This window comes from Nocardia thraciensis (genome assembly GCF_054782435.1).
Genome location: NZ_BAAGSM010000043.1, coordinates 286,947 through 308,148, shown reverse-complemented (window position 1 = coordinate 308,148; position 21,202 = coordinate 286,947). Strand labels below are relative to the sequence as shown.

The following is a 21,202-nucleotide window of genomic DNA, read 5'->3' as shown; positions in this document are numbered from 1 at the left end:
GATGGCGACGAAGACGAGGAGCCGTCCCTCGATCAGGGAGCGGCGGCGCTGTCGCACCTCGGTGCTGGTCTGCTCAGCGGTTACTGTCACCGAAAAATCATAGGATGATTGGATGATGGGATGCAAGGAATGTGATACGGGGTACTCTGTTCTGCGTGCAACCCGTCCGTCGCACCAGCCTCATAGCTCAGGTCACCGAGCAGCTGCGTGCGGAAATCCGTTCCGGCCGTTGGCCCGTCGGTTCCCGTATCCCCACGGAACCGGAGCTGACCGAACTCACCGGCACCGGCCGCAATACCGTCCGCGAGGCCGTGCAGGCGCTCGTGCACGCCGGGATGCTGGAGCGCCGCCAAGGCTCCGGCACCTACGTCATCGCGACGTCCGACCTCGGCGGCACTCTCGCCAAGTACTTCGCCGACGCCGTCGAGCGCGACATCCTCGAGCTGCGCCAGGCCCTCGACACCCAGGCCGCGCGGCTGGCGGCACAGCGCCGCGACGATGCCGACATCGCCAACCTGCTGCGCTTGCTCGAGGAGCGCCGCCAGGCCTGGGACGAGAACAACCCCGCCGCCGTCGAGGCCGATGTGGAATTGCATCGCGCGATCGTGGTCGCCAGCCACAACGCGGTCTATCTGGAATTCTATGATTCGCTGCTGCAGACGATCGAACAGGGCATCCGTTCCCGCACGGCCAAATCCGGCGATTCCTACCACGCCGAACACGCCGATCTGGTGCACGCGGTGATCGACGGCGATCCCGAGCGCGCGGCGCGGGCGGCCAACTGCTTCCTCGGATCCCTCATCGCCGAATATCCGGACAAGTAACCGAGTCGTCACCGCGGTGTCGGCCCCCGGGTGAGCAGGAATTGCCCGAGGCGTCATCGCATGCGACGTGTGTGTAACGCCACATTCGTATCGTGGACCCGACCGCAGGGGTCCACGAGAGGAATGCGCCGATGACATCCACCGACGCCGCAGTACACACCGGCCCGGACACGCCCACATTCCGCCACGAGTCGCGCGGCCGCTGGCTCGACCACTGGGAACCGGACAACGAAACCTTCTGGGAGAGCGGCGGAAAGCGGACCGCGCGCAAGAACCTGATCTTCTCGGTCTTCGCCGAGAACCTCGGCTTCAGCATCTGGGTGATCTGGGGCAGCATCGTGACCGCCATGGGCGCGGCGGGTTTCGAGTTCCTCGACGGCCTGGGCCGGGGCAACCCGATGGCGGTGAGCAACGCGCTGCTGCTCACCTCCACCCCGACCCTGGTCGGCTCGGTGCTGCGGGTGCCCTACACCTTCGCCATCCCCAAGTTCGGCGGCCGCGCCTTCACCGTCTTCAGCGCCGGGATGTTGCTGGCGCCCACCCTCGGCGTCGCCTATTTCATCAATCAGCCGCAAACGCCGATGTGGGTGTTCCTGCTCCTCGCCGCGCTGGCGGGCGTGGGCGGCGGCAACTTCTCCTCGTCCATGGCCAATATCAACTTCTTCTTCCCCGAGGGGAAAAAGGGTGCGGCACTGGGCATCAACGCCGCGGGCGGCAATATGGGCGTGGCGCAGACGCAGCTGATCGTGCCGCTGATCATCACCCTCGGCACCCACCTCATGGCCGAGGACCCGGGCGGCTATCGGTTCGGCATCACGCTCGCCGTGCTCGTCTGGGTGCCGTTCATCCTCGCCGCGATGTTCGGCGCGCTGCGCTACATGGACAGCATCAGCTCCGCCAAATCCGACGGGCGGTCCTATCGGCTCGCCATGGCCAACCGGCACACCTGGGTCATGGCGTTCCTCTACATCGGCACCTTCGGCTCGTTCATCGGCTTCTCCTTCGCCTTCCCGACGCTGCTGAAGGCCAACTTCCCGGACCTGGCCAAGATCGGCTGGATGGGTACGCTCGGCAACCTCGCCTTTCTCGGCGCGTTCGTCGGATCGTTCAGCCGCCCGTTCGGCGGGTGGATCTCCGACAAGCTGACCGGCGCCCGCATCACGCTGTACGTCTTCGGCGGCATGGCCGCGGCGACCGTGCTGATCATGGCGTCGCTGTCGGCGAAAAGCTTTCCGCTGTACCTGATCTCGTTCCTGCTGCTGTTCGTGCTGACCGGCATCGGCAACGGGTCGACCTACCGGATGATCCCGTCGATCTTCATCGCCGAATCCAAGCGACGGGCCAGCGAGGCGGGCGAGGACACCGCCTCGGCGCTGATCTCCGCGAAACGCCAGGCGGGCGCGGCGATCGGGGTGATCGGCGCGGTCGGCGCCTCCGGCGGCTGGCTGCTGCAGCAGGCACTGCGCCTGTCCAACAACCACTTCGGCAGCATGTCCCCGGCCTTCTGGGCCTACGCGGTGGCCTTCCTCGCGATGGGCGCCGCAACCTGGTGGTTCTACCTGCGCTCATCGTTCGCGGTGAGCCGCGTCCCGTCCCTGTCCCACGCCAACGTGTAACACCCTGCGCCCCAGTGGAGATGATCTAGCAAGCGTCACTCTCTGTGCCATTGACCGATCCGGCCCTGACCAAGCCGGATCCCCCGAGCACGGTCGCCGTCGTCCCCCCTGCCGTCGGCGACCGTGCTCCCCCGCGGTGTGCTCTTGGTCGCCGGACTCGACCGGCTTCCCAGCGGCGAAGAACGGGCCACGCTGCAGTGTGCTCGAGTAGGGGTGTGAAAGGCGAACGCATCGCCGACGCGTATCGGGCACTGAGCGCGCAGCTGTCCGAGCGGATGATCGAAATCGGCTGGACGGCCAAGCGGCAGTCTGCCGAGACGACCGGTGCCATGCGGAACGTGGTGCGGGAGTTGACGCACCAGGACCGGATGCTTGCGGAGGTGAAGTTCGGGCACGGAACATTCGCGGACCGTGGTGCGCCCGCCGGGACCAGCGACGAACCGGACGCGATCGGGGACCTGATTGCCCGCGTTCATGGTTCGGGATTGCAGGCCGACACTGCGCGGCACGCGGAGATGGCGGTGCTGGCGCGCTACGAACGGCTGTCCGCGGCACGGGAAGCGCAGTTGCGCCGCGAGTTCGTCGCCGACCGGTCGGAGCAACTGGCCCGGGAGGGTGTGCCGGCGGACATAGCGCACGCGACAGCGCGCGGCGAGGTGGACGACTACCTGCTGGGTGCGCGTGCTCAGCGAGCGATGACGAGCGCGGAGGCCGAGACCGCCCGGTGGGCGGACAAGGTGGGCCTCATCGAGCGGTTTCGCCGAGCCGACGCGGTCCCGCCGCGGGCCGACACGACCGCGTTCCCCGACGGTCTCCGGCCGACACTCGCGCGTATCGAGAGTCGCGGTGTCTCGCCGGAGACGCTGGAACTGGCGGAAAGGAAGCTGTACGAGCGATTCCGGGAGTATCGGCGAGCGCCCGAGGAAGGTACTCACCAGGCGATGCTGCGGCGAAGTCAGACCGAACTGAACAGAGCCGGGTACCCTCCCGAGGCCGCTCACTGGCTCGCCAGACGGGAAGCCGACGCCTACGTGCACTCGCCGAAGACCCGGCAGAACCTGGACAGCGTCGCGGTGAACAACACCGACCAGTGGATGCGGCAGGCAACGGCGTCGGCCATCCATGGCGACAATGCTCCCGGTTGGATTGCCGACATCTACAGTCGGGATGTTCGGCCGATTCCGGAGCTGGCCCGGGGTACGCATGATTATCTGGACACGGTGCAGGCCCGGTTGAATGCACTGGTGGAGCGCTCGCCGGATTTGTTGGACAAGGGTGCGGGTCGCTGGCAGACCGAACTCGAGGCCACCCGTGACCGCGTCACCGCACTCGCGGACAAGGCTGCCGCCGCCGACGCCGACATGTCGGCTATTCGCGGCGCCCTGGGCGGAAACCATACCCTCGTCCAAGGAATCGAGGGCGAGGTCCGGATGGCCACGAAGCTCGACAACATCACTGAGCTCGGTGCCAAGGTCGACGCCCGGCCGCCGGAGGGCAAACCGATCACCAGCGAGGTCGACATCGTCACCGATGAGGGCCGGGTATGGCACGAGGTCAAAACTGCCGGGCCCGAGGTTCAGCCCCTGCGGGGAGGGACGTATGGAAAACAAGCGCGTCGACAGCTCGACATCTCGCACATGAATCGCGAATACTGGGTGGACGGCGAACCGCCAGAACATCAGTGGCACTTCATGAACGGTGTCGATCCACAGCTGAAGGCCGAGATCGAGGCGGTTCGGACCGAGAATGAGAATGGGTACCCCGTCGAGGACTACCGGATTCGGGTCATCGACGAGGCGTCGTCACCGTAGCGCTACCGAAGCTCGTCGGAAATCGGTTGTCGCATCGGTAAATCGAGAGACTCGCACGACCTTGTGGGGCTGGGGTTTCAGAGCTTCATGCGGATCATGTCGGCGGTGCGGGCCAAGCCGGGGAAGGCTTCGGGGGTGGAGCGGGGGTGTAGGGCGTGGACGGCCAGGCGAAACATGACTGCGCGTAGGACCATTTGGGGCCATTCCGGGAGGTCGGCCCAGCGGGTCAGGAGGCCGTCGTCCGCGCCGCCCCAGGAGAGGGCGTCTACCACTATCACTCCGGCCGCCCAGGGGGCGGGGCGCCAGTAGGGGGTGAGGTCGGTGAGGCCGGGGGTGAAGGTGCCGGAGAAGAGTACGGTGCCGAACAGGTCGCCGTGCACCAACTGGGACGGGGTCTGCACGGGTTTGCGGAAAGTTGCCAGCTGCGTGAGCATTTCGAGGCTGCGCTTCCCGTCCGGCGAGGTGGACGGGAGCATGCCGCCCAGCTTCAGGCTGCGCAGCGGCACCGGCTCCCACGCGGCGCGGTCCGCGGCGACGAATACGTCGACGTCCACCCACGGCGCGATCGGCTGCTGCACCAGGAACCGCGGACGCTCGAGTTTCGCCGTCGCCTGATGTAGTCGCAGCGACACCGACACCACCTCGTCGTGCCGCGGCTCGGGCGTACCCTCCAGGAATGTGTCCGCGCGCCAACCGGATACGACATAGCGGCCGTCGGTCCCGCGCACGGGCCGGGCCAGCCGCAAACCGTCCACCTGCAGCCCCTCGCGCACCTTGGCCGACCAGGCGGCGCGGGCATGGTCGGCGACCGGCGACAGCACCACATCGCCGCAGCGCCATCCGCCGTCCCAATCGCCCAGCGCGACCGGGGTCACCTCGCGAAGCCCGAACGTGGCCCGCACATGTTCGGGAGGTTCCACAGACGTCACGGCCGTACCGTACTCCCGGACCGTTGTCCACCACGGAAGCCGCGCCGATGTGGCTATCAGCATCGAACCTCCAGCTCCCGCACCCGACGCGGGCCTGCTCCCGCTCGCCACGCCCGCGGGGCCGCGCCGGATTAACACCCTTTGCACGCTTTCGAATGGATGTTAGTCGGCCCGGCCGCCGGGGCGGGGTCAGTAGACCGGGAGGGAGGGATCGATCTGGTTGGCCCAGGCGATGATTCCGCCCTGCAGGTGTACCGCGTCGGAGAAACCGGCGTTCTTCAGCGCCGCCAGCGCCTCGGCCGAGCGCACACCCGTCTTGCAGTGCAGCACGATCGGGCGGTTCTGCGGCAGGTCCGCCAGCGCCTCACCGGACAGGATGCGGTCCTTCGGAATCAGCGTCGCGCCGTCGATGCGCACGATGTCCCACTCCACCGGCTCGCGCACGTCCACGATCGCGACGTCCTTGCCCGCGTCGAGCATGTCCTTCAGCTCGCGCGCGGTGACGGTCGAACCCAGCGCCGCGGACTGCCCCTCCTCGGAGACCACGCCGCAGAACGCCTCGTAGTCGATCAGCTCGGTGATCGGCTGCCGCTCCGGGTCGCGGCGCAGCTTGATGGTCCGGTAGTTCATATCCAGTGCGTCGTACACCATCAGCCGACCCAGCAGCGTCTCGCCGATGCCGGTGATCAGCTTGATCGCCTCGGTCACCATCACCGATCCGATCGAGGCGCACAGGACGCCCAGCACGCCGCCCTCGGCGCAGGAAGGGACCATGCCCGGCGGCGGGGCCTCGGGGTACAGGTCCCGATAGTTGATGCCGCGTCCGTCCGGTGCGTCCTCCCAGAACACCGAGACCTGGCCCTCGAACCGGTAGATCGACCCCCATACGTACGGCTTGCCCGCCAGCACCGCCGCATCGTTGACCAGGTACCGGGTCGCGAAGTTGTCGGTGCCGTCCACGATCAGGTCGTATTCGGAGAACAGCTCGACCGCGTTGTCCGGCTCCAGCCGAATCTTGTGCAGCCGCACGTCGATTCCGGAATTGATCTCCAGGATCGAATCCCGCGCGCTGTCGGCCTTGCTGCGCCCGATATCGGACTCGCCGTGAATGATCTGCCGCTGCAGGTTCGACGCGTCGACCTCGTCGAACTCCACGATGCCCAGCGTGCCCACCCCGGCCGCGGCCAGATACAGCAGGGCGGGCGAGCCCAGGCCGCCCGCGCCGATCACCAGCACCTTGGCGTTCTTCAGCCGTTTCTGCCCGTCCACGCCGAGATCCGGAATGATCAGATGGCGGCTGTACCGAGCGACCTCGTCCCGGGTCAGCTCGGCGGCCGGTTCGACCAGCGGCGGCAGGGATTGTGCTGCTGACACGTCCTCAGACTCCTCGAATCGAATTGCCGATCGCGCTGCGCTCCGTGACGGCAACGCATCCGTGTGCAACACCGCGACTCGGGCCGTTCTTCCCCGACCATCGTGCCGCACCGGACGGGCGATCAGCCGCGCGGGTAGGGCCAGGGGTTGAACCGGCACTTCTTGCCGTCCATCGGCACCACGCCCTGCGGGTCGAGTGCCGCGATGTCGTTGTTCCGGGTGCCGAAGGTCTGCTGCATCATCACCGGCGCCAGGCCGCCGTCGCTCTCGCACGGCTGATGCTCGTGGTAGCCGATGGCGTGCCCGACCTCGTGATTGATCTGGTACTGGCGATAGGAACCGATATCGCCCTCGAACGCCGGCGCACCGCGCACCCACCGCACCTCCGACAGCACCACCCGCCCGAGATCGGCGTTGTAACAAGAGGAGTCGATGGGAATCTCGAATCCGCAGGCGGTCTTGGTGGTCTGGCGGGAGGTCAGCGAGATCCGGAAGTCGGGCTCGCCGGAGTCGATCCGACGGAAGCCGAATTTGGGATCGTGCGTCCAGCTCTTGGGATTGGAGAGGGTCGCCTCGACCATCTTCGCGACCGCGTCGTCGCCGCCGAGCGCGGAGGTGTCCACACCGTCCTCGACCTCGACCGTGTAGTTGAACAGGTGCCCCTGCGCCGCGCCGATCTGCGCCGAGGCGCCGCGCACCAGGTGCCAGTTGCCCGTACCCGCCTCGGCGAACGCGCCGCCGGCGGGCAGCGCCCCGCTCGGCACGTCGCCGTCGAAATTGCCGTCGCCCGTGGGCGGCGCGCCGATGATGCCCGCCTTGTCGGTGTGCTGGCTGAGACGCCCCAGCCCGGGCACGCCCGCGCCGTCCGGATCGCCACCCCCCTTGACAGCGTCCACGACCACCAGCACGGTGATCACGACAAGAACCGGCAGCGCGTAGGCCCGCCAGCCGTACGTGGACACGAACCGGCCCAGGGCGCTCTGCTTCGCGGCGTCGCGGTCTGGTCGATCCCGGGACCGCTCGTCGCCCGCGGCGAGGGGGTCCCAGGAGGCGCGCAGCGGCCGCCGCGAGCGATCGGTCCCGCCCGGGGCGGAGCCTGGAAGACGGCCGTTGCCAGTGCTTTCGGGAAAATTGCCGGTGCTCTCGGCACGGCCGGGTTCGGTGTAGAGGCCGAGCGGATCATAGATCTCGGGGTCGCTCCCGGCCCGTCGCCTGGCGCCCGGACCGCCCGCGCGCGACGAAAAGGCACTCACGAGGCGGCGGGAATCTCGCCCGCCGTTCGATCTGCCCCGTTCGTCGGTCACTTATCCAGAGTCTCACAACCGGCCCGAGGGCACTGCCCGACCGAACTCGGGCCGCTCGGGGTTGCGATATTTCTCACGACTGTGCGAGATTGCTCTCGACTGCCAGTTACTGGCAGGTTGCCAATAGGTGCCGGGATCGGCATGTCGTCTCGGGAACGAGTATCGTTCGTGGGATACCCGTGCACATCCATTCATCGCCGGGAATCGACTGGGAGAGCCGAAATGACAGACCTCGTGGACCGGATGACGTCGTCACGATTGTCGTCCGAGGCCATGGCGCCGAGCAAGCGCGGTACCCGCCTGCCCCGTGAGGCACGCCGCGCGCAACTGCTGACCGCCGCCGGCGAGGTCTTCGTGCTACGCGGTTACCACGCGTCCGGCATGGACGAGATCTCGCAGTGCGCCGGAGTCTCGAAACCCGTGCTGTACCAGCACTTCTCCAGCAAGCTGGAACTCTATCTGGCGGTGCTGCAGAACTACACCGACGTGCTGGTGTCCAGCGTGCGCCAGGCGCTGCGCTCCACCACCGACAACCGCCAGCGCGTGCGCGCGGCCGTCGCCGCGTACTTCGATTTCGTCGACCACGAGACCCAGGGTTTCCGGCTGGTCTTCGAATCCGACCTGACCAGCGAGCCGCAGGTGCAGCGCCGGGTGGAGCAGGCCACCGAGGCCTGCGTGGACGCGGTCTTCGACCTCGTCGCGCACGACTCGGGCCTGGACCCCTACCGCGCCCGGATCCTCGCCGTCGGCCTGGTCGGCGCGAGCCAGATCACGGCCCGCTACTGGCTGGAGGCCGACCGCCCCATCCCGAAGGAGGAGGCGGTCGACACCACCGTCGCCCTGTGCTGGGGCGGCCTGTCCCGGGTGCCACTGCATCCCCAGGAGTGAGAGAAAAGAAAGTCCCCCCGATACGAGAAGTCCACCCGCATTCCCGGCACGCTGTGGCCGGGATCCGGGTGGACTTTTGCGAAAGTGCCTACACCGCCGCGAAACCCACGCGGCCGCTGGTCGATGTGCCGATCTCCACGTAGGCGACCTTGGCGGCCTGGATCAGGTATTTGCGGCCCTTCTCGTCGGTCAGCGTCACGACGCCGCCGTCACCCTCCAGCGCACCGGACACCAGCGCCTCGACCTCGTCCGGGGTCTGCGAGCTGGTGATGACGAGCTCGCGCGGGCTATCCGAGATACCGATCTTGACCTCCACGGCCAACCTCCTAGAGTCCTGGTGCTGTCCTGCTCAGGCTAATGCAGGACGAACGGGCAGAGTTACGCGCAGGCCTGCGCTGTCAGCGAACGACGCTCACTGACATCCCGGCGTGCTTGTGGCCGGAATGACGAGTTATCCCAATCCCAGCACGCGCATGCGCTCGGCATGGCTGGCCTGCATGCGCTCGAACAGGGCGGCGATGCCGTTCAGGTCGCCGGTGGCGATGAGGACCAGTTCGGTGAGCTCGTCGCGCTGCGCCATCACATACTGCGCCTGGGTGATCGCCTCGCCCAGCAGCCGCCGCCCCCACAGCGTGAGCCGGTCGCGCTCGGAACGGCTCTCGGAGACCGCGCGCCGCACCTCCTCCACGACGAACTCGGAGTGGCTGGTCTCGGCCAGCACGTCGTGCACGACGGCGCCCACCTCGGGCGCCAGCGCATCGGCGAGCACGTTGTAGAAGTCGGCGGCGATGCCGTCGCCCACGTAGAACTTGACCATCGACTCGAGCCAGGTCGAGGGGTCGGTCGACGCGTGGTAGGCATCGAGCGCGCGCACGAACGGCGCCATCGCGTCGAAGACGTCGACACCGCGCGCCCGCAGCGCCTGCTCCAGCGTCTCGAAGTGCTCCATCTCGGCGGCGGCCATCTTGGCCACGGCCACCTTGCCGCGCAGTGTCGGCGACAGCTTCGCCTCCTCGGCGAGCCGATAGAACGCCGAGATCTCGCCGTAGGCGAGCACCGCGAAAAGGTCGAGGACACCGGGATGGTCGGCGGGGATGCGGGCGTCGGTTCGGGTCGAGACGCCCGGCGCGGCAGACGGGTTTGCTCCCATACTCCCCACCCTAATAGGCGCGGCGGCGACCGTGTGACCGGTCACGACCGATCCCGCAGAAACTTCTCGAGGTAGGTCCACGTGGTGTCGCGGGCGGTCGGCCCGGTCAGGATGCCGAGATGGCTACCGGGCGCCGTCTCGTAGCGCACCTCGCAGGCGCCGGTGAGCGTGGTGGTGCCGTATTCGACGGCCGCGGCGGGTGTGATCACGTCACTCGGCCCGCCGACCAGCAGCACCGGCGCGGTGATGTCGGCCAGCGCGATCTCCTTGTCGCCGAGCCTGACAACGCCCTTGCCGATGTCGTTGGCCAGCATGAACCTGCTCCAGAGCTGGTTGTACAGGCGCCCGGGATAGCCCGGCATCCGCGCCTGGAACCGGTCGATGGTCTCCATCCGGCCCAGCGTCGCGCTGTCGGTGATGTGGGAAGCGATGAACAGCGGGCGGCGGAGTTCGCGCTCCCAGGAGGTGGCGCGATAGCCCAGCCGGGTCAGCGGCGCGGGCACGCCGCCCGCCGCGCGCACGAGCGTGGAGGTGGCCAGGCCGCGGGTGAGCCGGGCCATCGCCCGAACCTGCGGCACCCCGGTGACCTTGTCGTAGTTCAGCGGCGCGCCGACCGCGGTGATCGACCGGATCGGCAGGGTGGGATCGGCGGCCGCGGTGAGCAGCGCGAGCACGCCGCCCAGCGACCAGCCGACGAGATCCACGGGTGCGCCACCGCGATCGGCGCTGGCCGCCAGGACCGCACCGGGCAGGATGTCATCGACCCAGTCCTCGAAGCCCATGCGCCGGTCGGCGAAGGTGATCTCGCCGTAGTCGATCACGTACGGGTGGCGGCCGACCTCGAGCAGGAAGCGCGCCAGGCTCTGGTCCGGCCGCAGGTCGAAGCAGCTGGCGGGGGCGGCAAGCGGCGGTACGAGCAGCACCGCGGCGTCGTCGGCCCCCTTATCGGGACCATAGCCCGCTCCATTGCCCGCCTTGCCACCATTGCCCGTCCCGGCGGGCTCGAATCGCCGCAGCCGCCGGTGCGGCTCGTCGCACAGCACCGTCGACGGGGTGGGGGCGGGCGCCTCGATGCCGTCGCCGAGGGTGAGGGCCCATGCGTTGCGCGCGGCCGTGGTCACGGTGTCTGCCAAACTCACGCGCACCAACCTATCCCGTGACACGGTGTCTCACATATGTGGTGTTGCCCACCGCCACGCGCGGCGAAATCCGCTGTCGCGCGCTCGCTCCGAATTTCGCCGCGGGATCTGAATTGTGCTGTGCCGCAGGGCACGACGGGTGAACGAACGAGGGTATGGAGAAGCGTCCGGCCAAATATCGCGGGACATTCGCGGGAGCCGGAATTCGGGGAAAAGAAGCTATCACGCTACAATCTGTCTGGGCAACGGAAATTCACCCTCCTTGCGAGATCGATCGCGATCGGCAGGGGTCACCGCGGCCCATGGAAAATGTGCGCGCACCAGATCCGCACCACCATTGCGCCGCGCCAGGTCGATGCCATCCCGGTGTCCCGCAGCGGTCGAGGTGGAAAACGCCGGATACGTGGTCGTCGCGGACCGACAGGGTCCGCCCCACACCTCGTGCGCGCGAGATGCGAATTACGCGAGGAAGGCACGAACCTGAGCAAGATCACTGTCGAACAGGAGCCGGGGCTGGCGGAGACGCTGCTGACGGCCGAACTCGACCCCACCCACACCGCCCCGTCGTTCACCGAATTGGGAGTGCGCCCGGAAATCGTGGGCGCACTCGGCGAGATCGGAATCGAACGCACCTTCGCGATCCAGGAACTCACGCTGCCGCTGGCGCTCGCCGGTGAAGATCTCATCGGCCAGGCCCGCACCGGCATGGGCAAGACCTTCGGATTCGGCGTGCCGCTGCTGCATCGCATCGCCACCGCCGATTCCGGCACCACCGCGCTGGACGGCACGCCGCGCGCACTGGTCATCGTGCCGACGCGCGAGCTGTGCATCCAGGTCACCAAGGATCTGGAGAGCATCGGCAAATATCTGACCAACCAGAAGGGCCCGCTGCAGGTGGCCTCCATTTACGGTGGTCGCCCGTACGAGTCCCAGATCGCGGCGCTGCGTTCCGGAGTCGACGTGGTCGTCGGCACCCCCGGGCGCCTGCTCGATCTGGCCGAGCAGCAGCATCTGATCCTCGGCAAGGTCGGCGTGCTGGTGCTCGACGAGGCCGACGAGATGCTCGATCTGGGCTTCCTGCCCGATATCGAGCGCATCCTGACGATGGTGCCCGAGCAGCGCCAGACCATGCTGTTCTCGGCGACCATGCCGGGGCCGATCATCACGCTGGCCCGCACGTTCCTGCACAAGCCCACCCACATCCGGGCCGAGGAGCCGCACGACTCGGCGGTGCACGACCGCACCGCGCAGTTCGTCTACCGGGCCCACGCGCTGGACAAGAGCGAGCTGGTCGCGCGGATCCTGCAGGCCGAGAGCCGCGGCGCCACCATGATCTTCACCCGCACCAAGCGCACCGCGCAGAAGGTCGCCGACGATCTGGCCGACCGCGGCTTCGCCGTCGGCGCCGTGCACGGCGACCTGGGGCAGATCGCGCGCGAGAAGGCGCTCAAGAAGTTCCGTGAGGGCAAGATCGACGTGCTGGTCGCCACCGATGTCGCGGCCCGCGGCATCGACATCGACGACGTCACCCACGTCGTCAACTACCAGTGCCCCGAGGACGAGAAGACCTATGTGCACCGCATCGGCCGCACCGGCCGGGCCGGGCGCACCGGTGTGGCGGTCACGCTGGTCGACTGGGACGAGCTGACCCGCTGGACCAGTATCGATTCCGCGCTCAGCCTGGGCATTCCGGAGCCGGTGGAGACGTATTCGCGCTCCCCCCACCTGTTTTCGGATCTGGGTATCCCCGAAGGTGCGACGGGCGCGTTGCGGCGCAAGCCGGTTCGAGACGAGGATGCCGTCGTCGTCGAGCGCGAGCAGCGCGCCCCCCGCAAGCGCAACCGCCGCCGCACCGTGCGCGGCAAGCCGGTCGAGGGCGGCGGCACCGAAGGCGATAACGCCGGAGCCGACAACACCGGAGGCGCAACCGAATCGAGCACCGGGACCGCGAATTCCACTGCGGCACCGGCCGGTTCGGAGTCCGGGGACGGCGACAAGCCCGCCCGTAAGCGGCGCCGACGCCGCCGCAAGGGCTCCGGCGAAGGCGAGGCCCAGAACCCGGGCGACGAGCACCCGGGCAACCAGGACTCCGACTCGCGGAACTCCGACGCCGAGAACCCGGACGCCGGAAACACGGCCACGAACGCCGCGGACGAGCCCGCGTCGGGCCCGGCCGACCGCAGCGAGTCCGCGGCCGACTCCGACAGCGATGCGGCGGACAAGCCCGCCCGCCGCCGCAGGCGCCGCCGCAAGCCCACTGGCGAGTCCGGCGAAGAACGCAACGGATCCGCCCGGGCGGACGCCGAGTCCGAGTCCGTCTCGGCCTGAGCGGCCCGGCCCCTCTTTCCGGTGCGAAGACCGCGGTGAGGCACGGCCGATCCATCCGCTACCCTCGCTGACGTGCTCGCACCTGAGCGGCGGACGCGCGCCGATATCCTTGCCGCAGTCGCGATCGCCGTCGCGGTGGCGATCGCGACCGTGGTCGTCTGGGTGAACAGCGACGCCCGCGCCACCACGTCCGAGCCCGCCGCGCACCCTGTCGCCGCGCCCACCTCCGCGCTCGCCCTACCGCCGGGACTGCGCGAGCTGTGGCACCGGCCGGACGCGGCCAGCGCCCGGGCGCTGTCCTCGGGCGGCGTCGCGATCACCGGCGACGGCGGCACCGTCACCGGGCGCAACCCGCAGACCGGCGAGCAGATCTGGAAGTATCAGCGCGATCTGCCACTCTGCGGGGTGGAGAGCCAGTTCGGCACCGTGATCGCGACCTATCGCGACGACCGCGGCTGCAGCCAGACCGCCCTGCTGGCCGCCGACACCGGCGCCCGCCGCACGGCGCGCAGCAGCTACATGGACCGGCAGGTGACATTGTCGGTCGACGGCACCTACACGCTGGCGCGGGGCTCGGACCGGCTGGAGGTGTGGCGCTCGGACCTGGTCCGCACCCTCGAGTACGGCTACGTGGACGCGCCGGTGAACGTGCGCACCCAGCCGCGCACGGACTGCACGCTGCAGTCGGCCGCCTCCGGCACCACCCGGCTGGCGGTGCTGGAACGCTGCCCCGGCGACGCCGCGGCCCGGCTGACCGTGTTGAATCCCGCGCCCAAGGACAACACCGTGCCCGAGGAGTACGGCTCCCACGTGCTCACCGAGCCGGGTGCGGTATCGGACAGGGCCCGCGTGGTCGCGGTATCGGACAATCGGATCGCGCTGTACCTGCCCGGCACGGACACCTCCACACCGGAGTTCGCGATCTACGACCAGAACGGCAATCCCGTTGCCGCGCACCGGCTCACCGCTCCCCTGTCCGATGCCATCACTACCACCCGGGTCGGCTCGGCCTTCCTGGTCTTCACCGGCAACAGCCTGATCGCGTTGAACGCCACCACCTTCGACCCGGTCTGGACCGCCTCCGACGCGCTGGGCGGCCCGGCGGTGATGGCGGGGCGGATTCTGACGCCGGTGGCCGACGGCATCGCCGTGGTGGATCCGGCCACCGGCGCCCAGACCGACCGAATCCCGGTGCGGCGCAGCGATTACCGCGGCGAGCCGATCTCCCTGTCGGTGGTCGGTTCCACCATCCTGGAGCGGCGCGGCACCGAGCTCTACGCGCTCGGCTGATCTCCGCCGGGATCGGCGCCGTCGTCCCCCGCGTACTCGGCCCGGCGCGGCTCGAACCAGGTCGCACCGGCCGGTTCGCCCGCCATGTTCCAGCTCCACGACACGGTCGGTGTGATGCGCAGGAAGAACCCCGAGCCCACCATTCCGGTGCGGTTCACGGGTCCCCGGGCGCGGCCGTACACCCGCAGACACCGGGGTACGAACGGATCGAAAGAGACCAGATCGTCGAAGACCAGCGCGACCCGATCGTTTCCGGCGGCGACATTCCGGAATTTCCGGGTGGCGAGCACCGACTCGCCGACCCCGCCGACCCAGAATCCGCGACCGTCGAATTCGCAGGCCAGCGGGACCACATCCGGTTGGCCGTCCGGTCCGACGCTGGCCATTCGAACCAGCGGCTGGGACCGGATGAAAGCAATTTCTTCCGTATCGAAGGACATCGTCATATGCCCATTTTTTCGAAAGCACTGCGATTTCTTGGCGGTTGTGTGAGGTTCGTCATAGGCGAATCTGTCGGGCGCAGACTCAGCCTGAGCGCCCGTGCACGACCCCCCGTGGGTCCGGCACGGACAACTGAAGAAGGAGTTCGTGATGAGGAAGAACAGGACAACGGGCGCGCGCCGCCGGTGGCGCGTCGTCGCCCTCGCGCTCGCCACCACCGCGACCCTCGGCGCCGCCACGGTGGCGGTGAGCGGCTGCGGCACCGGCGGGGGCGGGTCGGCCGCGGTGACCTACGAGGAGGCCAAGACCTCCGGAAAGATCAAGGCCGGTTTCGCGAACGAGGCTCCGTGGTCGTACCTGGACAAGGACGGCCGGCTGACGGGGTACGCCCCCGATGTGGCCCGGGCGGTGCTGAAGAACCTCGGGATCGACGAAATCGAGGGCGTGGTCACCGATTTCGACGGCCTCATCGACGGCGTGCGGGCCAACCATTACGCGTTCGTCGCCGCAGGCATGTCCATCAAACCCAAGCGCTGCGAGAATTCCGATTTCGCCGATCCCGATTTCCAGGTGGGCTCGTCGTTCATGGTGCCCAAGGGCAACCCGAAGCGCATCGAGAAGTTCACCGACATCCCCGGCTCCGGCGTGAAGATCGCGACCCTCGGCGGCGCGGTCGAGAACGGCTTCGCCGAGCAGGCGGGCGTACCGGCCGATCAGATCGAGCCGATGGCCAAACAGGACGACATCCTGCGGGCGGTGCGCAACGGCGACGTCTACGGGGCGGCGCTGCTGGATGTGACGGCCAAGTGGCTGCTCAAGAACAATCCGGACGCCGCTCTTGAGGTGACCCCGACGATTCAGGCCTCCGACAAGCCCGAGGTGGGCACGTTCAACTTCCGCAAGGGCGACACCGCGTTCCGCGACGACTTCAACCGCGAACTGCGCAAGCTGCACGAGAGCGGCGAATGGCTGCGGATCGTCGAGAAGTACGGGCTGACCAAGGCGAACGAGCCCCTGCCGACGATGACCACCCAGCAGTACTGCCAGCCCTGAGCCAGTGTCCGAAAATTTCGACACCTATCTGGAACGGATCGAGGCCGGGCTGCCGTTCACGATCTGGGCGACGGTCGGCGGCATCGCGTTGACCGTCGTGCTGTCGTTCGCCGCCGGTATCGCGATGCTGTCGCGGTGGCGGGCGGCACGCGCGGTGGCCCGAGTGTACGTGGAGAGTTTCCGCGGCAGTTCCGAAGTGGTGCAGTTGTTCTTCTTCGCGGTGGCCGTGCCGATCTTCCTGGGCATCCGGCTGGGCGCGACCGCCCAGAGCCTGCTGGTGATCGGAATCGTCGTGCTCGGCCTCAACCACGGCGCCTACGGTGCCGAAATTGTCCGTGGCGCAATAAATTCCGTTCCGAAAGCTCAGGTCGAAGGTGCGATCGCGCTGAATCTCTCTGCGCCGCAACGGCTGTGGCGAGTGGTGCTACCGCAGGCGACGGTGGAGATGCTGCCGTCGTTCAACAATCTGTTCATCCAGCTGATGAAGGCCACCGCGATCCTGAGCTTCATCGCGGTGCCGGAGATCTTCAAGAAGGCCGACGAACTGCGGGCCGTACCGGCCTTCGCGCGTGAGCTGGGGCTGATCTACGCCATGGAGCTGGTGGTCTATCTGGCGCTCGCGGTCCTCATCACGATCGTCATGCGGTCGCTCGAGCGGCTGGCCGCGCGCCGAGTGGGCCGCGCACCCCGGCAGCGGCGCAGCCGGTTGTCGATGACGGTGGGTGCCTGATGCAGAAGTGGAGCTGGGACAGGTTCTTCGACGCGTTCCCCTATATCTGGGACGGCCTGCGGGTGACGATCGAGTTCACGCTGCTGGGCTCGCTGGTCGCCTACGTGCTGGGACTGCTGTTCGCCGTGATCCGCCGGATGCGCATCCCGGTGATCGACCAAATACTCTGGGCCTTCATCGAATTCGTGCGCAGCACCCCGCTGCTGGTGCAGATCTTCGTGCTGTACTGGGTGGTTCGCCCCGATCTGCTGGGCGGGCTGGACACCGACGCCCAGCGGCTGATCGTCGGCGTCACCGCGCTCGGCGTGCACTACGCGTGCTACTGCGCCGAGGTGTACCGGGCGGGCATCGACGCGGTACCCGCGACCCAGTGGGAGGCCGCGCGGGCCCTGAGCCTGCCCCGCGCCCGAACATGGACGGATGTGATTCTGCCGCAGGCGGTTCCGCGGGTACTCCCGGCACTGGGCAACTACACCATCGCCATGTTCAAGGAGGTGCCGCTGCTGTCGTCGATCGTCGTGCTGGACATGGTCTATCAGGTCAAGACCGAGTACGCGGCCGACACCGGCGGCGCCGGACCGGAGGCCTGGCTGGCCGTCGGCCTCGTCTTCTTCGCCCTGAGCTATCCCTGCTCGATACTGGTACGAAAGTTGGAGCGTCGTGTCGGAACTGTCTGAAAGCCCGGCCGTCGAGCCGACATCCGGCGACACGGTCGCACCCATCATCCGCTTCACCGAGGTGGTGAAGCGGTACGGCGCCAACACCGTCCTGGACAATCTCGACTTCAGCGTCGCCCCGGGCGAATTCGTCACGCTGATCGGCCCGTCCGGATCCGGCAAGACGACGATCCTGCGGCTGCTGATGACCATCGAGCGGGTCACCTCCGGCACCATCGAGGTGGCCGGGGACTATCTGACCCACATGCGCAAGGGACCGCGCCTGGTACCGGCCGACGAGGCGCACCTGCGACGGGTGCGCCGCCGCATCGGGATGGTGTTCCAGCAGTTCAACCTGTTCCCGAACATGAACGTGCTGCGCAACGTCACCGAGGGCCCGGTGCGCAGCCTGGGCAAGCCGAAGGCCGAGGCCGAGGCGCGCGCCCGCGACCTGCTGGAGCTGGTGGGCCTGTCGGACAAGCTGACGGCCCGGCCCACGCAGCTGTCCGGCGGCCAGCAGCAGCGGGTGGCGATCGCCCGAGCGCTGGCGATGGATCCCTCGGTGCTGCTGCTGGACGAGGTGACCTCCGCACTGGACCCGGAGCTGGTCAGCGGCATGCTGCACCTGCTCAAGGACATCGCGGCCACCACCGACATCACCTTCCTGTGCGTCACCCACGAGATGCAGTTCGCCCGCGACGTCTCCGACCGGGTGATGATGTTCGACAGCGGCCGCGTCATCGAACAGGGCGACCCCGAGCGGATCTTCACCGCCCCCGAGCACCAGCGCACCCAGGACTTCCTGCGAGCGGTACTGGACCGCCCGTAGCCGACGACCTCGTTTCCCGTATCGGCCGACACCTGGGCGCCCGGACCGGTCGGGCATGATCGACAGCATGGGCGACACAGATTTCCGGCTGGTGCTGCTGCGGCACGGGGAGACGGAGTGGTCGAGGGCGCGCAAGCACACCGGGCGCACCGACGTGCCCCTCACCCCGCTCGGCGAGGAGCAGGCGCGCGCCGCCGGGCGTCTGCTGGGCGAGTTGACCCTGCGGGACCCGCTGGTTCTGACCAGTCCCAAGCAGCGCGCGGTGCGCACCGCCGAACTGGCCGGACTGGTCGGCGCGGAGGTCGACGACGACCTGGTCGAATGGGACTACGGCGACTACGAGGGCATCACCACGGCCGAGATCCAGCAGACCGTGCCGGGCTGGACCATCTTCACCGGCGACGTGCCCGGCGGCGAATCCATCGCCCAGGTGCGGTCCCGCGCCGACCGGGTATTGGCCACGGCCGAACCGGCGCTGCGCATCCGCGACGTGGTGCTGGTCGGGCACGGGCATTTCTCGCGCGCGCTGATCGCCCGCTGGGCCGAATTCGGCGTTCGCGAGGGCCGCCGGTTCTTCATGTCCACCGGCGCGATCACCGTGCTGGGCCACGACCACCAGGCGCGCACCGTGTTGTCGCACAACCTGGTTCCCACCCTCGACGGAGGCGTCCGATGATCCGCCGCGCCGAACCGCGCGATGTGCCCGCCCTCGTCGGGCTCGCCTACGACCTCGCCGAATACGAGAAGTCCCGGGACCGGTGCCACCTAACCGCCGAGCAGATGCACGCCGCCCTGTTCGGACCGGGCCCGGCGCTGTTCGCCCATGTGGCACAGGATGATTCGACGGATGCCGTACTGGGCTGCGCGATCTGGTTCCTGAACTACTCCACCTGGACCGGCACGCACGGCATCTACCTGGAGGACCTGTTCGTGAAGCCGGAGGCGCGCGGCCTCGGCCTGGGCAAGGCCCTGCTCGCCGAACTCGCCCGCGAGGCCGTCACCCGCGGCTACCAGCGCGTCGACTGGGCCGTCCTGAACTGGAACGCTCCCTCGATCGACTTCTACAAGTCCCTGGGAGCCGAACCCCAGACCGAATGGACCGGCTACCGCCTCGACGGCCCCGCCCTGGCCGAACTCGCCGGATCCTGACATGATCCGCCCGCCCGTAGCAGCAAGCGCACCAACAGATTCCGAGGTCGTCGCGGCCGATCCGGTTTCGCTGAAACAGGATCGACAAGATCGGCGATAGGGTCGTAGTTCAAGACTCCCGAGAGCCGTGCGGCGACGGGACAGGCGCGCGGGCGGGAGATTCGATGCGGAGACGGTGGATTCGCGGGCTCGTACTGGGGTTCGTGCTCGCGACCGCGGTGCAGGCGGTACCGGCGGCCGCGGAGCCGGGCGACGGCGACCCCGCCGGGCCGGGGCGCTTCTACCACCAGCGGGTGGACTGGAAGCCCTGCGGCGACACGGTTCTCGACGAGGCCGGGGCGGAATGCGCGGGGATCGTGGTCCCGCTCGACTACGGGCGGCCGGACGCGCGGACCCTGACCGTCGCGATCTCGCGGATCCGGGCCACGGACCCCGACGGGCCGCACCGGATCATGCTGACCAATCCCGGCGGTCCGGGCGGTCCGGGGCTGCGCATGATCACCACCGTCCGGGACCGGCTCTCGTCGGAGGTGCGCGCCGGGTACGACCTGATCGGCATGGACCCGCGCGGCATCGGCCGGTCGGACCGGGTGAAATGCGGCCTGCCGCTGCCGACCATGTTGTTCTCCGCCGGATTCGACGCCTTCGGCCTGGCGCGCGACACCACCCTGGCGGCCGCGTTCGCCACCTCGTGCCTGGCGCCGGATCTCGAGAAGGTCCGCGGCATCAACACCCGCAACACCGCCCGGGATATGGATGTCATCCGCGGCGCACTCGGTGCGCGCGAGATCGACTACTTCGGCGGGTCCTACGGCGCCTACCTGGCCTCGGTGTACATCCAGATGCACCCGCGGCGCAGCGGCCGGATAGTGCTGGACAGCGCGGTCGATTCGGAGCGCTACTGGCTCGGCATGTACCAGGACATGGGCCCCGCCAACGAGGCCGGGCTCGACGACTGGGCGGCCTGGGCCGCCGAACGCGACGGCGAATACCGCTTCGGCGCCAGTGCCCCGCAGGTCCGGGCATTCGTCGAGGACGTGATCCGCCGCGCCGCGAGCCATCCCGTCGCCCGCGATCTGTTCCTGATCGATGAGCACACGGTGCCGATGATGCTGTTCGCGCTGCTGTCGAATCCGCGGTACAACGCCGACCTCGCCGAGGTCGTGCGGATAGTGTCCGACGCCGTCTCCGGGCTGCCCTTCGATATGGGTCGGCTGAAGGAGAAGATCAGCGGCGCCAACCCGACCGAACCCTCGGGTCTGGCCGCGGTGATGTGCGGCGACAAGGCCGCGCCCCGCGATCCGTCGTGGTACCACCGCAATATCGAGGCCGCGCGGCCGACCCAGCCGGTGTTCGGCGCGTTCGCCAACAACATCACCGCCTGCGCGTTCTGGCCGGAACCGGTCGAGCCCGCCACGGAGATCCGCAACTCCACACCGGCGCTGATCCTGCAGGCGACCGGCGACACCCGCACCGCCTACCAGAGCGGCGTCGCCCTGCATCGGAAGCTGTCGGCCTCGCGGCTGGTCACCCTGGACAACACCCGCATCCACGGCGCCTTCCGCGTCGGGCTGAGCCCGTGCGTGAGCGACATCGTCAACACGTACTTCCGCGACGGAACCCTGCCGAGTACCGACGTCACCTGCCAGCACGACCCGAGTTACTTCACCGGGTGACCCGAACATGAAAGG

At 68.5% G+C, this 21,202-nt stretch carries 20 protein-coding genes; 13 read left to right on the top strand and 7 right to left on the bottom strand.

Annotation, left to right across the window (positions count from 1 at the left end; translation table 11 throughout):
* The first annotated feature begins 155 nt into the window (after window positions 1–155).
* From ACYVLQ_RS28755 to ACYVLQ_RS28745, 3 genes are all read left to right on the top strand, one after another.
* Window positions 156–824 carry a FadR/GntR family transcriptional regulator gene (locus ACYVLQ_RS28755; protein WP_460700639.1) on the top strand — a complete coding sequence of 223 codons (669 nt, stop codon included), beginning with the start codon at window positions 156–158 and terminating at the stop codon, window positions 822–824.
* A 131-nt stretch (window positions 825–955) separates the two neighbouring features.
* A complete protein-coding gene (locus ACYVLQ_RS28750) occupies window positions 956–2,440 on the top strand; it encodes an MFS transporter (protein WP_460700638.1) in 1,485 nt (494 codons plus the stop codon).
* A gap of 215 nt (window positions 2,441–2,655) precedes the next feature.
* Complete coding sequence (locus ACYVLQ_RS28745; RefSeq protein WP_460700637.1) at window positions 2,656–4,251, top strand: hypothetical protein; 1,596 nt, start codon at window positions 2,656–2,658, stop codon at window positions 4,249–4,251.
* A 77-nt stretch (window positions 4,252–4,328) separates the two neighbouring features.
* Here the strand turns inward: ACYVLQ_RS28745 and ACYVLQ_RS28740 are convergent, their stop codons facing one another.
* From ACYVLQ_RS28740 to ACYVLQ_RS28730, 3 genes are all read right to left on the bottom strand, one after another.
* Window positions 4,329–5,180 carry a TIGR02569 family protein gene (locus ACYVLQ_RS28740; RefSeq protein WP_460700636.1) on the bottom strand — a complete coding sequence of 284 codons (852 nt, stop codon included), beginning with the start codon at window positions 5,178–5,180 and terminating at the stop codon, window positions 4,329–4,331.
* Between the two features lie 189 nt (window positions 5,181–5,369).
* Window positions 5,370–6,554 (bottom strand): adenylyltransferase/sulfurtransferase MoeZ, encoded by a 1,185-nt coding sequence (moeZ, locus tag ACYVLQ_RS28735; RefSeq protein WP_460700635.1) that lies wholly within the window; start codon window positions 6,552–6,554, stop codon window positions 5,370–5,372.
* A 122-nt stretch (window positions 6,555–6,676) separates the two neighbouring features.
* Window positions 6,677–7,741 carry a DUF3152 domain-containing protein gene (locus ACYVLQ_RS28730; RefSeq protein WP_460700735.1) on the bottom strand — a complete coding sequence of 355 codons (1,065 nt, stop codon included), beginning with the start codon at window positions 7,739–7,741 and terminating at the stop codon, window positions 6,677–6,679.
* Window positions 7,742–8,080: 339 nt separating this feature from the next.
* On the opposite strand from ACYVLQ_RS28730, the gene ACYVLQ_RS28725 reads away from it, so the two are divergent.
* A complete protein-coding gene (locus ACYVLQ_RS28725) occupies window positions 8,081–8,746 on the top strand; it encodes a TetR/AcrR family transcriptional regulator (RefSeq protein ID WP_460700634.1) in 666 nt (221 codons plus the stop codon).
* Window positions 8,747–8,834: 88 nt separating this feature from the next.
* On the opposite strand, the gene ACYVLQ_RS28720 is transcribed toward ACYVLQ_RS28725, so the two are convergent.
* From ACYVLQ_RS28720 to ACYVLQ_RS28710, 3 genes are all read right to left on the bottom strand, one after another.
* Window positions 8,835–9,062, bottom strand: coding sequence for a DUF3107 domain-containing protein (locus ACYVLQ_RS28720; protein WP_460700633.1), 228 nt, complete (start codon window positions 9,060–9,062; stop codon window positions 8,835–8,837).
* 135 nt (window positions 9,063–9,197) lie between these two features.
* On the bottom strand, window positions 9,198–9,896 hold the full coding sequence (locus tag ACYVLQ_RS28715) for a ferritin-like fold-containing protein (RefSeq protein WP_460700632.1): 699 nt from the start codon (window positions 9,894–9,896) through the stop codon (window positions 9,198–9,200).
* A gap of 41 nt (window positions 9,897–9,937) precedes the next feature.
* Complete coding sequence (locus ACYVLQ_RS28710; protein WP_460700631.1) at window positions 9,938–11,035, bottom strand: alpha/beta fold hydrolase; 1,098 nt, start codon at window positions 11,033–11,035, stop codon at window positions 9,938–9,940.
* 480 nt (window positions 11,036–11,515) lie between these two features.
* Here ACYVLQ_RS28710 and ACYVLQ_RS28705 point away from each other — a divergent pair, with 480 nt between their 5' ends.
* Together ACYVLQ_RS28705 and ACYVLQ_RS28700 are read left to right on the top strand one after the other, a co-directional pair.
* Entirely contained in the window at window positions 11,516–13,363 is a 1,848-nt protein-coding gene (locus ACYVLQ_RS28705) for a DEAD/DEAH box helicase (protein WP_460700734.1), read from the top strand.
* A 72-nt stretch (window positions 13,364–13,435) separates the two neighbouring features.
* Window positions 13,436–14,653 carry an Rv3212 family protein gene (locus ACYVLQ_RS28700; RefSeq protein WP_460700630.1) on the top strand — a complete coding sequence of 406 codons (1,218 nt, stop codon included), beginning with the start codon at window positions 13,436–13,438 and terminating at the stop codon, window positions 14,651–14,653.
* Here the strand turns inward: ACYVLQ_RS28700 and ACYVLQ_RS28695 are convergent.
* A complete protein-coding gene (locus ACYVLQ_RS28695) occupies window positions 14,638–15,093 on the bottom strand; it encodes a PPOX class F420-dependent oxidoreductase (protein WP_460700733.1) in 456 nt (151 codons plus the stop codon). The genes ACYVLQ_RS28700 and ACYVLQ_RS28695 overlap by 16 nt on opposite strands.
* A 151-nt stretch (window positions 15,094–15,244) precedes the next feature.
* On the opposite strand from ACYVLQ_RS28695, the gene ehuB reads away from it, so the two are divergent.
* From ehuB to ACYVLQ_RS28660, 7 genes are all read left to right on the top strand, one after another.
* Window positions 15,245–16,147, top strand: a complete 903-nt coding sequence (gene ehuB / locus ACYVLQ_RS28690; protein WP_460700629.1) for an ectoine/hydroxyectoine ABC transporter substrate-binding protein EhuB — start codon at window positions 15,245–15,247, stop codon at window positions 16,145–16,147.
* A gap of 4 nt (window positions 16,148–16,151) precedes the next feature.
* The gene (locus ACYVLQ_RS28685; RefSeq protein WP_460700628.1) at window positions 16,152–16,877 is read left to right on the top strand and encodes an amino acid ABC transporter permease; all 726 of its coding nucleotides are present in this window, start codon (window positions 16,152–16,154) and stop codon (window positions 16,875–16,877) included.
* Window positions 16,877–17,554: an ectoine/hydroxyectoine ABC transporter permease subunit EhuD gene (ehuD, locus tag ACYVLQ_RS28680; protein ID WP_460700627.1), complete on the top strand. Its 678-nt coding sequence runs from the start codon at window positions 16,877–16,879 to the stop codon at window positions 17,552–17,554. Before ACYVLQ_RS28685 ends, ehuD begins: the two co-directional genes overlap by 1 nt.
* A 43-nt stretch (window positions 17,555–17,597) precedes the next feature.
* Window positions 17,598–18,362, top strand: coding sequence for an ectoine/hydroxyectoine ABC transporter ATP-binding protein EhuA (gene ehuA, locus ACYVLQ_RS28675; RefSeq protein WP_460700732.1), 765 nt, complete (start codon window positions 17,598–17,600; stop codon window positions 18,360–18,362).
* A gap of 67 nt (window positions 18,363–18,429) precedes the next feature.
* On the top strand, window positions 18,430–19,038 hold the full coding sequence (locus tag ACYVLQ_RS28670) for an acid phosphatase (RefSeq protein ID WP_460700626.1): 609 nt from the start codon (window positions 18,430–18,432) through the stop codon (window positions 19,036–19,038).
* The gene (locus tag ACYVLQ_RS28665) at window positions 19,035–19,511 is read left to right on the top strand and encodes a GNAT family N-acetyltransferase (RefSeq protein ID WP_460700625.1); all 477 of its coding nucleotides are present in this window, start codon (window positions 19,035–19,037) and stop codon (window positions 19,509–19,511) included. The genes ACYVLQ_RS28670 and ACYVLQ_RS28665 overlap by 4 nt, the downstream gene beginning before the upstream one ends.
* A 164-nt stretch (window positions 19,512–19,675) precedes the next feature.
* Window positions 19,676–21,187 (top strand): alpha/beta hydrolase, encoded by a 1,512-nt coding sequence (locus ACYVLQ_RS28660; protein WP_460700624.1) that lies wholly within the window; start codon window positions 19,676–19,678, stop codon window positions 21,185–21,187.
* Window positions 21,188–21,202 lie beyond the last annotated feature (15 nt).